The sequence below is a fragment of the Micrococcus sp. LASM2_SD2 genome, assembly GCF_057364565.1.
This window is the reverse complement of record NZ_JBNFOB010000054.1, coordinates 1-11276: the sequence shown is the minus strand read 5'-3', so window position 1 is coordinate 11276 and position 11276 is coordinate 1. Positions and strand designations below refer to the sequence as shown.

General features: G+C 71.2%; 7 protein-coding genes, 1 tRNA gene and 1 pseudogene. 5 read left to right on the top strand and 4 right to left on the bottom strand.

Annotated features, from left to right (window positions below; translation table 11 throughout):
- Positions 1 to 459 precede the first annotated feature (459 nt).
- The 3 genes and pseudogenes from AC2W7A_RS04810 (at position 460) to AC2W7A_RS04800 (ending at position 3776) form a co-directional block, all read left to right on the top strand.
- Positions 460 to 1986, top strand: a complete 1527-nt coding sequence (locus AC2W7A_RS04810; RefSeq protein WP_485990357.1) for a CoA-acylating methylmalonate-semialdehyde dehydrogenase — start codon at positions 460 to 462, stop codon at positions 1984 to 1986.
- A 28-nt stretch (positions 1987 to 2014) separates the two neighbouring features.
- Positions 2015 to 2988, top strand: a pseudogene (mmsB, locus tag AC2W7A_RS04805) (3-hydroxyisobutyrate dehydrogenase).
- Positions 2985 to 3776 carry an enoyl-CoA hydratase gene (locus AC2W7A_RS04800; protein ID WP_485990356.1) on the top strand — a complete coding sequence of 264 codons (792 nt, stop codon included), beginning with the start codon at positions 2985 to 2987 and terminating at the stop codon, positions 3774 to 3776. Before mmsB ends, AC2W7A_RS04800 begins: the two are co-directional and overlap by 4 nt.
- Before the next feature lie 75 nt (positions 3777 to 3851).
- On the opposite strand, the gene AC2W7A_RS04795 is transcribed toward AC2W7A_RS04800, so the two are convergent.
- On the bottom strand, positions 3852 to 5600 hold the full coding sequence (locus AC2W7A_RS04795) for an AMP-binding protein (protein ID WP_485990355.1): 1749 nt from the start codon (positions 5598 to 5600) through the stop codon (positions 3852 to 3854).
- Positions 5601 to 5817: 217 nt separating this feature from the next.
- Between AC2W7A_RS04795 and AC2W7A_RS04790 the strand changes: the two genes are divergently transcribed.
- On the top strand, positions 5818 to 6990 hold the full coding sequence (locus AC2W7A_RS04790; RefSeq protein ID WP_485990354.1) for an acyl-CoA dehydrogenase family protein: 1173 nt from the start codon (positions 5818 to 5820) through the stop codon (positions 6988 to 6990).
- A 120-nt stretch (positions 6991 to 7110) separates the two neighbouring features.
- Here the strand turns inward: AC2W7A_RS04790 and AC2W7A_RS04785 are convergent.
- Positions 7111 to 7184: transfer RNA gene (locus AC2W7A_RS04785), tRNA-Thr, on the bottom strand.
- Between the two features lie 119 nt (positions 7185 to 7303).
- A complete protein-coding gene (locus tag AC2W7A_RS04780) occupies positions 7304 to 8191 on the bottom strand; it encodes a DsbA family protein (protein ID WP_485990353.1) in 888 nt (295 codons plus the stop codon).
- Positions 8192 to 8398: 207 nt separating this feature from the next.
- Here AC2W7A_RS04780 and AC2W7A_RS04775 point away from each other — a divergent pair, with 207 nt between their 5' ends.
- Positions 8399 to 9688, top strand: a complete 1290-nt coding sequence (locus AC2W7A_RS04775; protein WP_485990352.1) for a DUF4032 domain-containing protein — start codon at positions 8399 to 8401, stop codon at positions 9686 to 9688.
- A 15-nt stretch (positions 9689 to 9703) separates the two neighbouring features.
- On the opposite strand, the gene treZ is transcribed toward AC2W7A_RS04775, so the two are convergent.
- The coding region (gene treZ, locus AC2W7A_RS04770; RefSeq protein WP_485990351.1) for a malto-oligosyltrehalose trehalohydrolase at positions 9704 to 11276 on the bottom strand (1573 nt) is incomplete at its 5' end.

Here is an 11276-nt window from a genome sequence, read left to right as displayed (position 1 = left end):
CGAGGGCGGAGCCGGCGACGACGGCGGCGGCCAGGGTGGCGCCGAGGCGGCGGGTCGGGCCGCGCTCGGTCAGGGTCGGATTCACCATGGTGGTTCTCCTGTTGACGATGATGATGGGTGTCCACCGACGCAGCGCTCAATTCCCCTCGGCTCACCGGTGATGGAGGCGACACTAGGGGCTCCTGACATGGGCTGGAAGCCGATCGGATCCTTCCTGGACGATGGTCTCGAAACCTCGTCCGATGGTGCCTGCCCCCGGCACGATCGGCCCATGTCCGGCACCTTCGGCCACGGGGCCGCACGAAGGTGCCGGACGGACCCTGATGACAGAAAGTTGGACATAAAAGTGTTTTGGGCGACATGAGGGCGTATGGTCGTCCTGAGACGTGGCCCACACCCCGACTCCGCGGTGCGGAGCGAGTGCCTCGGCCGCCTCAGATCTTCCGGAATCGAACGCTCATGGACGAGCAGAACGGACGGCGAACCATGACCACCCTGATCCCCCACTTCATCGACGGACAGCGCGTCGAGGGCACCGGCGAGCCGACGCAGGACGTCTTCACCCCTGCCACCGGCGAGGTGTCCGCCCAGGTCTCGCTCGGCGGCGCCGAGCGTGTGGCCCAGGCCGTGGAGTCGGCCCAGAAGGCCTTCCAGACCTGGGCCACCACCAACCCGCAGCGCCGCGCCCGCGCGCTGCTGGAGTGGGTCCGCCTCATCAACGCCAACGCGGACGAGCTGGCCCGCGCCATCGCGCGCGAGCACGGCAAGACCGTGCCGGACGCCCACGGAGACATCCAGCGCGGCGTGGAGGTCGTGGAGTTCGCCGCCGGCGCCCCGCACCTGCTCAAGGGCGAGTTCTCCTCCGAGGCCGGCCGCGGCGTGGACGTGCACTCCATCCGCCAGCCACTCGGCGTGGTCGCCGGCATCACCCCGTTCAACTTCCCGGCGATGATCCCGCTGTGGAAGGCCGGCTGCGCCCTGGCCGCCGGCAACACCATCGTGCTGAAGCCCTCGGAGCGCGACCCCTCCGTCCCGGTGCGCCTGGCCGAGCTGGCCGTCGAGGCCGGCATCCCGGCCGGTGCCGTCAACGTGGTCAACGGCGGCAAGGACGCCGTGGACGCTCTGATCGAGCACGAGTCCGTCCAGGCCGTGGCCTTCGTGGGCTCCACCCCGATCGCCCAGTCGATCTACTCCCACGCCACCGCCCTGGGCAAGCGCGCCCAGTGCTTCGGCGGCGCGAAGAACCACCTCGTGATCATGCCGGACGCGGACCTGGACCAGGCGGCGGACGGTCTGATCGGCGCCGCCTTCGGCTCCGCCGGCGAGCGCTGCATGGCGATCTCCGTGGCCGTGCCGGTGGGCGAGGAGACCGCGGACCGGCTGATCGCCAAGCTCCGGGAGCGCATGGAGGGCCTGAAGATGGGCGCCTCGGACGACGAGGGCGCCGACTTCGGCCCCGTGGTCACCGCGCAGGCCAAGGAGCGCATCGAGGGCCTGATCCAGGCCGGCGTGGACGAGGGCGCTGACCTGCTCGTGGACGGCCGCGGTGCCACCGTGGAGGGTCACGAGAACGGCTTTTACGTGGGCGCGACCCTGTTCGACCGGGTCACCGAGGACATGCGCATCTACAAGGAGGAGATCTTCGGCCCGGTGCTCTGCGTGCTGCGCGCGAAGGACTACGAGGAGGCCCTGCGCCTGCCGTCCGAGCACGAGTTCGGCAACGGCGTCTCGATCTTCACCCGTGACGGGGACACCGCCCGTGACTTCTCCACCCGCGTGAACGTCGGCATGGTCGGCGTGAACGTGCCGATCCCGGTGCCGATCGCCTACTACTCCTTCGGCGGCTGGAAGGCCTCCGGCTTCGGCGACCTGAACCAGTACGGCACCGACGGCCTGAAGTTTTACACCAAGACCAAGACGGTCACCACGCGCTGGCCCTCCGGCATCCGTGCCGGCGCCTCGTTCGTGATGCCCGAGGGCTCCTGACCCGCAGACCGCCGAGGAGGAATCCGAGATGAGCGAGAACACCGAGAACGTGGTGGTCCCGGAGGACGCCCGCCGGGTGGCCTTCCTGGGCCTGGGCAACATGGGCGGCCCGATGGCCGCGAACCTGGTGGCGGCCGGCGTGCAGGTCACCGGCTTCGACCCGGTGCCGGAGGCCGTGGAGACCGCCCGCGCCGCCGGCGTGCAGATCGCCGAGACCGGTGCGGACGCCGTGCGGGACGTGGACGTGGTCATCACGATGCTGCCGAACGGGCAGCTGGTGAAGCAGACCTACGCCGGCTCCGACGGCTCCGAGGGTCTGCTGGCCGCCGCGAAGGCGGACACGCTGTTCGTGGACTGCTCCACCATCGACATCGCCGAGGCCCAGGAGGCCGCGCAGATGGCGAAGGAGGCCGGCTTCGACGCCGTGGACGCCCCGGTCTCCGGCGGCGTGGTGGGCGCCCAGAACGGCACGCTGGCCTTCATGGTCGGTGCCGAGCCGGCCGGGTTCGACCGGGTCGAGCCGCTGCTGCGGATCATGGGCGCGAAGATCGTCCACTGCGGCGACCACGGCATGGGCCAGGCCGCGAAGATCTGCAACAACATGATGCTGGCGATCACCCAGATCGGCGCCGCCGAGGCGTTCGTGCTGGGCGAGCGCCTGGGCCTGGACCCGCAGGTCCAGTACGACGTCATGAGCACCTCCACCGGCCAGTGCTGGTCCGTGAACGTGAACTGCCCGGTCCCGGGCCCGTGCCGGCCTCCCCGGCCAACCGGGGCTTCGACGGCGGCTTCATGGGTGCGCTGATGGCGAAGGACCTGGGTCTGGCCCTGTCCGCCCTGGACCGCGAGAACGTGGACGCCGTGCTGGGCCGCACCAGTCAGCGCCTCTACCAGGCCTACGCCGCCGGCGATGGCGCCCGGAAGGACTTCTCCGGCATCATCGAGACCGTCCGTGCCGACCAGGCGTCGGCCACCCTCGAGTCCAAGGAGGACAACGCGTGACCGAGAAGACCACCGCTGACGAGCCCGTGATCCTGGCGGAGACCGACGGTCGGGTCGGGGTCATCACCCTGAACCGCCCGAAGGCGCTCAACGCCCTCAACGAGGCCACCATGAACGCCGTGGTCGAGGCCGCCGAGGCCTTCGACATGGACCCAGAGGTCGGCGCGATCCTGCTGCTGGGCTCCCCCAAGGCGTTCGCGGCCGGCGCGGACATCAAGGAGATGAAGGACCGGTCCTTCACCCAGATGTACGCCTCGGACTGGTTCCAGGCGTGGGAGCGCCTGGGCCGCGTCCGCACCCCTGTCGTGGCTGCCGTGACCGGCTACGCCCTCGGCGGCGGCTGCGAGCTGGCGATGATGGCCGACGTGCTGATCGCCGGCCCGGGCACCCGCTTCGGCCAGCCGGAGATCCAGCTCGGCGTCATCCCGGGCATGGGCGGCTCGCAGCGCCTGACCCGCTCCGTGGGCAAGGCCAAGGCCATGGACATGGTGCTCACCGGCCGTCAGGTGGACGGCGAGGAGGCCGAGCGCATCGGCCTCGTCTCCCGCCTGGTGGAGGACGAGAAGGTCCAGGACGAGGCCCGCGAGGTCGCGCAGAAGATCGCCGCGTTCTCCAAGCCGTCCGCGCAGATGGCCAAGGAGGCCGTCGCGGCCGCCTTCGAGACGACCCTGCAGCAGGGCATCGTCCACGAGCGCCGCATCTTCCATTCACTGTTCGCCACCGCGGACCAGAAGGAGGGCATGGGCGCCTTCGCCGAGAAGCGCAAGCCCGAGTGGAAGCAGGCCTGATGGCCCTTCCCCCTTCCCGACGACGGGCCCGCACCTGACAGCGTCAGGTGCGGGCCCGTCGTCGTGGACCGTGGGTCAGCGCTGGGGGCGCTTGATGCCCAGGTCCTCCTCGCGGTACTCGACGCCGCCGACCTGCTCGCCGCCGTGGCGGGCGACCTCCTCGGAGCGCAGCTCCACGCGGCGCACCTTGCCGGAGATGGTCTTCGGCAGCTCGCGGAACTCGATGCGGCGGATCCGCTTGTACGGCGGCAGCTTGGTGACCGTGTACTGCAGGATCTCGCGGGCGGTCTCCTCGGTGGGCTCGTAGCCGGCGGCGAGGGTCACGAAGGCCTTGGGCACGGCCAGGCGCATCTCGTCCGGGGTCGGGACGATCGCGCCTTCCATGACGGCCGGGTGCTCCACCAGGACGGACTCGAGCTCGAACGGGGACACCTTGTAGTCCGAGGACTTGAAGACGTCGTCGGCGCGGCCCACGTAGGTGTAGACGCCCTGCTCGTCCTTCGAGGCGATGTCACCGGTGTGGTAGACGCCGTCGCGGAAGACCTCGTCCGTCTTCTCCTGATTGCCGAAGTAGGACTTCAGCACGCCCACAGGGCGGGGATCGAGCTTCACGCAGATCTCGCCCTCGTCCGCCTCCTGCCCGGTCAGCGGGTCGATGAGGACGATCTCGTAGCCGGGCAGCGGGCGGCCCATGCCGCCGATCTTCATGCGCGCGCCCGGGGTGTTGGCGATCTGCAGGGTGGTCTCGGTCTGGCCGAAGCCGTCCCGGATGGTGACGTCCCAGGCCTGCTGCACCTGGTCGATGACTTCCGCGTTGAGCGGCTCGCCGGCGGAGATCGCCTTCTTCGGCGGGGTCGCCAGCTGGGTCAGGTCCGCCTTGATGAGCATGCGCCACACGGTGGGCGGAGCGCAGAAGCTGGTCACGCCGCCCTCGGCCATGGCCTTCATGAGCGTGCCGGCCTCGAACTTGCCGAAGTTGAGCACGAAGATCGTGGCCTCAGCCAGCCAGGGGGCGAACACGTTGGACCAGGCGTGCTTGGCCCAGCCCGGGGAGGCCACGTTCAGGTGCACGTCGCCGGGCTGCAGGCCGATCCAGTAGATGGTCGAGAGGTGGCCCACCGGGTAGGAGGTGTGGGTGTGCTCCACCAGCTTGGGCTTGGAGGTGGTGCCGGAGGTGAAGTACAGCAGCAGCGTCTCGTCCGCGGCGGTGGGCTCCTGAAGGGTCGGCTCGGCGTCCACGGCGTAGGCGTCCGCGTAGGACAGGACGGTGCGGCCGGAGACCTCCGGCGCCGCCTTCTCGGCCTCGGAGGCGTAGTGGCCGGGGACGTGGATGAGGGTGCACTCGCCCTCCACGTCCTGGAACTTCGCCAGGTTCTTGGCGTCGGCCACGGCCCAGCGGGCCTCGGCGCGGTCCACGCGGTCCTGCAGGTCCACCGCGGTCATCTGGGTGGTGGTGGGGACCATGACGGCGCCGATGCGGATGCAGGCGAGCATGGTCTCCCAGAGCTCGACCTGGTTGTCCAGCATGAGGATCAGGCGGTGGCCGCGCTGCACACCGGACTGCTGCAGCCAGGCGCCGACCTGCTTGGAGGACGCCGAGAGCTCCGCGTAGGTGCGGCGCAGCACGCTGCCGTCCTCCTCCACGATGACGAGGGCGTCGGTCTGCCCGCGCTGCGGGTCCTCGGCGAGCCGGTCGAACCAGTCCGTGGCGAAGTTGAACTCGGTGAAGCGGGGCCACTCGAACTCGCGGCGGGCCGCGTCGTAGTCCTGCTGGTGCCGCACGAGGAGGTCGCGGGCAGAGCGGAGCTGGTCGGTCACAGTCATCGTGGAACCTCTCTGTGGACGTACAATGATCGGAACATCGGGCTTTCAGTCGTCCCCACCATAGGCGTGATCCAGGTCACGCGGAAGACTGTTCCACTCAGTGAACGGCGATTCACCGGGAGGGGGCCCGGACCCCGCAGCAGCGTGACCCGCAGCACCCTGAGGAAGAACCCGCACCGCGCCCGCGCGGTGCCCTCGCACACCGAAGGAGAGGACGATGTCCCAGACCGCCGCCGACCTGCCCACCCCCGACCTGCTCGACCTGCGCGCCGAGCTCTCCGCCGAGGAGCGCACCCGCCTGGAACAGATCGAGGAGCACCTGCAGACCGTGGTGCGCCCGGCCGTGATCGAGCCGTGGACCCGTGACGAGTTCGTCCCGGACCTGCTCCCGGGCCTCGGCGCCCTGGGGCTGGGAAAGATCTTCACGGACGGCTCCTCCGCGCTCTTCCAGGGTCTTGCGCACGCAGCGATCGCCCGCGTGGACCTGTCCCTGTCCGCGCTCGTGGGCATCCACAACGAGCTGATCGTGGGCACCATCGCGCACCTCGGCTCGGAGGAGCAGAAGTCCGAGTGGCTGCCGAAGCTCGAGGCCCTGGAGGCCATCGGCGCGTTCTGCCTCACCGAGCCGGAGCACGGCTCGGACATCGCCGGCGGCCTGGCCACCACCGCCGAGCGCACCGAGGACGGCTGGACCATCCGCGGCGCCAAGCGCTGGATCGGCGCCGGCACCCTGGGCCAGATCGCCCTGGTCTGGGCGCGGGACACCGCGGACGGGCAGATCAAGTGCTTCCTCGTGCCCACGGACAACCCGGGCTACAGAGCCACCAAGATCGAGCACAAGACCGGCCTGAAGATCATGCAGAACGCGGACATCGTGTTCGACGACGTGAAGGTGGGCGAGGACGCCCTGCTGCCGGGCGCCACCACCTTCGCCCAGGCCAACGACCTGCTCCTGGCCTCCCGCGCCTGGGTGGGCTGGCAGGGCGTCGGCGCCCAACAGGCCGTGTTCGACATCCTCCGCTCCTACGCCCTGGAGCGAGAGCAGTTCGGCAAGCCGCTGGCCGGCTTCCAGATCATCCAGCAGCACATCGCGGAGATCGCCGGCAACCTCATGGCCTCGGCCGGCATGATGCGCCAGATCGCGCGCCTCGGCGAGGCCGGGGACCTGGTGATGATGCACGCGGCCGCCGCGAAGTCGACCTCCACCCGCCTGGCCCGCTCCTCGGCCGCGCTGGGCCGCGACGCCCTGGGGGGCAATGGCATCGTCGCCGACTACGAGATGACGAAGGTCATGAACGACATCGAGGCCATCTACTCCTACGAGGGCACCTACGCCATCAACTCGCTGATCGTGGCCCGCGCCCTCACCGGCGTCTCCGCCTTCCGCTGAGTCCCCCTCGGGGCCGGGCGCCTCCCGACGACGGCACCGCGCCCGAGCCGTCCGCCTCACCGGCGGCCACACGACGAAGGTCCCCCGGAACCTCGGTTCCGGGGGACCTTCGCCTGTGCGAGCCCCCTACCGGATTCGAACCGGTGACCCTCTGTTTACAAGACAGATGCTCTGGCCAGCTGAGCTAAGGAGGCGCAGCGGACCCGCCGAACGCGTCGGCGGGTCCACTCAGCGTACCGGGTGCGACCGCCGTCGCCGGGGCGCTCAGGACGGCCCGTCCTGCGCACCCGCGGTCAGCGCGCCCCGGCGGAGATCACTTGCCCTCGATCTGGGCGTCGGTGAACTCCTGGAAGGACTGGTCCTTGCCGTCCACAGCCCAGTTCTTGCCGTTGACGAAGACGGTCGGGGTGCCGCGCACGCCGGCCTCCTGGGCCTTGGCGGTCGTGTACTTCACCATCGGGCGGTAGGTCTTGTCCTCCACGCAGGAGGAGATGTCCGCGCCGGCGTCCGAAGCGGTGGAGGCGAGCTCCTCGTCGGACAGGCCCTGACCCTGCTTCTCGGCGAAGGTGGCGAACACGTCGGTCACGAAGCGGTCGTAGGCCTCAGGGGCCTCGTCGGCCACGCAGTAGGACGCGGCGGCGGCACGGGAGGAGTAGTTGCCGCTGCCCGGGTTGTCCAGGAACCCGACCATGCGGTACTCGACGGTCGCCTTGCCCTCGTCCAGCAGGCCCTCCAGGTAGTCAGCGTTGGACTGCTCGAACTCGTAGCAGTGCGAGCAGTTGAAGTCCGCGTAGACCACGATCTGGGCCGGCTCGCCGTCGGCGGGCTCCTCGGCGCCCGGGATGGACTCCGGCTGCTCCTGCGCGGGCTCCTCCGGGACCTGGACGGCGGAGGCGTCCACCTCGTCGCCGAGCTTCTCGGCCGGCTCCCCGAGCTCGGTGGGGCCGGTCAGGGTCACACCGCCCTGCTGGTTCGCGGCGGAGGCCGCCTGGCCCTGGTCCGGGATGTCCTGAGAGCCGCGGGTGAGCACGAAGGCGATCACGAGGGCCACCACGAGCACGATCGCACCGATCGTGCCCCAGATGGCGAGACGGCGGTTGCGGCGCTCCTTGCGGCGCTGCTGCTCCTGCATCTGACGGGCGCGGGCGCGGGAGTCGGCCACGCGCTCGGCCTTCGTCTTCCGGGAGTTGTTCGTGGCCACGGGTCCTCCTTGAGGGACGGGTGTACTCTGCTGCGTCCCCGCCGGCCTCCGGGCCCGGGCACACGGCGGTGCACAGGACGGCATCGGCCGTCAGCAGGGTGGTCTGGACAGTGAGCATACTTGCCACGTCTGGGAGGATCGGTGTCCGGGTCCGCGCGCGTCACGCCCCGCCCCGGTCCCCCGTCCGCCGCAGCAAGGAGCATCACCATGGCCAGCACCGCCGGAACCGGCCTGTCCATCACGGCGCCCGGCCGCGCCTCCGGGCCGGCGGCGAAGCTGCTGACTCTGCCGTGGTCCGTCCCGCTGGCGGACTGGCCGGAGTCCGTGCTGGCCGCCCTGCCCCGCGGTATCTCCCGCCACGTGGTGCGCTTCGCCCGCCTGGGCGACGCCACGGTCGCGGTGAAGGAGACCACCGAGGAGCTCGCCTTCCGGGAGTACCACCTGCTGCGCGCCCTGGAGCGCAAGGACGTCCCCTCGGTGGAGCCGGTGGGCGTGGTCACCGGCCGCACGGACGCGGACGGCGAGCCCCTGCCGGCGGTCCTGGTGACCCGTCACCTGCGCTTCTCCCTGCCGTACCGTGCGGTGTTCTCCCAGCGCATGCGCCGCCCCACCCTGGTGCGGCTGATGGACGCCCTGGCCCTGCTGATGGTGCAGCTGCACCTGGAGGGCTTCTTCTGGGGCGACGTCTCCCTGTCCAACGTCCTGTTCCGCCGGGACGCCGGCGCGTTCGCCGCCTACCTGGTGGACGCGGAGACCGGAGAGCTGCGCGAGCGGCTCTCAGACGGGCAGCGGGCCCATGACCTGGAGGTGGCCCGCACCAACGTGGCCGGGGAGCTGATGGACCTGGCCGCCGGGGACATGGCGGACGCGGACGTGGACCCGTTCGAGACCTCCGAGATGCTCGTCGAGGCCTACACGCGCCTGTGGGAGGAGCTGACGGCGCACACGGAGTTCGCCCCGGACGAGGCGTGGAAGGTGGAGGAGCGCATCCGCCGGCTCAACGAGCTCGGCTTCGACGTGGAGGAGTACGCCCTGCGCCCGGTGGACGACGGTGCCCGCCTGGTCCTGCAGCCCAAGGTGGTGGACCCGGGCCACCACCACCGCCGGCTCATGCAGCTCACCGGGCTGGACGTGCAGGAGAACCAGGCCCGACGGCTGCTGCAGGACATCGAGTCCCGCCGCCAGGCCGTCTATCCCGGCGCCTCGGAGTCCGAGGCGGCGCACCGCTGGCTGGTGGAGGTCTTCGAGCCGCTGTCCCGCCGGGTCCCGCAGGACCTGCGCCTGAAGCTGGAGCCGGCGGAGATCATGCACCAGGTGCTGGAGCACCGCTGGTACCTGGCCGAGCGGCTGGAGCGGGACGTGACGTTCTGGGAGGCGGTGGAGGACTACATCGCCCAGATCCTGCGCACCCGCCGAGACGAGGACGCCCTGGTCCTGCACCCGACCACCACCATGCTCAAGGCGATCCCCACGCCCTTCGCCTCTGACGACGCCTGACGCACCGCCCCGCCGTCAGTCGGCGGCGCCAGCCTGCACCAGGACGAACCCCGGGGCGGAGAGGACGTCGGGCACCGCGGCGAGCGGGGCCGTCGTCGTCATGGCCGGCGAGCATCGGGGCGCCGGCCAGATCCGCCGGCAGCGGCATCGGCTCCTCCCCAGCGCCGCCAGGAGCACGACGACGGACCCGTCGCCTCCGGTGGACACCCGGCGGTCCCAGCGCACCCAGCGTTCGTCCGCGGCGGTCTGCACGGAGGTGGCATCCCGGCGCGGGTCGGTCAGGTGCGGCAACGTCCGGCGCAGCCGGATGAGCTCCCGATACGTGCCCCGGAGGCGGGCGCCGCGGCCTTCGGCGGCCTCGGCGCGGTCCAGCACGGCGGAGTCGCGCGTGGCCGGGTCCTGCGGGTCCGGCACGAGGGACTCGTCCCAGCCGTGCTCGGCGAACTCGCGGCGGCGGCCCTGCCGGACACTCTCGGCGAGCTCGGGCTCGTGGTGGGCGGTGAAGAAGGGGAAGGGCGCGGACGCGGCGAACTCCTCCCCCATGAACAGCATGGGGGTGGCCGGGCCGGTGAGCAGCAGCGCGGCCGCGGCGGCCAGGGAGCCCTCGGACAGGGCGGCCGCGGTGCGGTCGCCGGCGGCGCGGTTGCCCACCTGGTCGTGGTTCTGGATCGAGGCGACGAACACGTGGTTGGGGAGGTCCTCGGGCACGGGGCGGCCGTGGTCGTGGCCGCGGAAGCTGGAGAAGGTGCCGTCGTGGAAGAACCCGGCCTCCACGGTCTTGGCCAGGGCGCCGGGGGCGGCGAAGTCGGCGTAGTAGCCGTGGGTCTCCCCCGTGGTGGCCACGTGGATCGCATGGTGGACGTCGTCGTTCCACTGGGCGGCCAGGCCGAGACCGCCGCGGCTCCGCGGGGTGACGAAGGCGGCGTCGTTCAGGTCCGACTCGGCCATGAGCGGCAGCGGCCGGCCCTGCTGCGCGGACAGCTCGTCCGCCAGCGCGGCCATCTCCTCGAGCAGGTGCACGGCGCGGGAGTCCCGCAGGGCGTGGACGGCGTCCAGGCGGAGTCCGTCCACATGCATGTCCTGCAGCCAGAGGCGGACGTTGTCCAGGATGTACCGGCGCACCTCGTCCGAGTCCGGGCCGTCCAGGTTGGGGCCGTCTCCCCAGCCGGTGTCCGCGGAGAGGTAGGGGCCGTAGACGCCGAGGTAGTTCCCGGAGGGGCCGAGGTGGTTGTAGACCACGTCCTGCACCACGGCCAGGCCCTTCGCATGGGCGGCGTCCACGAAGCGGCGGTAGGCGTCCGGGCCGCCGTAGGACTCGTCCACGGCGTACCAGCCGACGCCGTCGTAGCCCCAGTTCCGTGCGCCGCCGAAGCTGTTGACGGGCAGCAGCTCCACATGGGTGATCCCGAGCTCGGCGAGCTCGTCCAGGTGGTCGATCGCGGCGTCCAGGGTCCCGGCGGCCGTGAAGGTGCCCGGGTGCAGCTCGTAGAGGACGGCGCCGCGCAGGCCGCCGCCCTGGGGCGCGGCCGGGTCGTGCTCCACGCCGGCCGGTCCGGTCCAGTCCGCGTCCGTCCAGGCGAACTCCTCG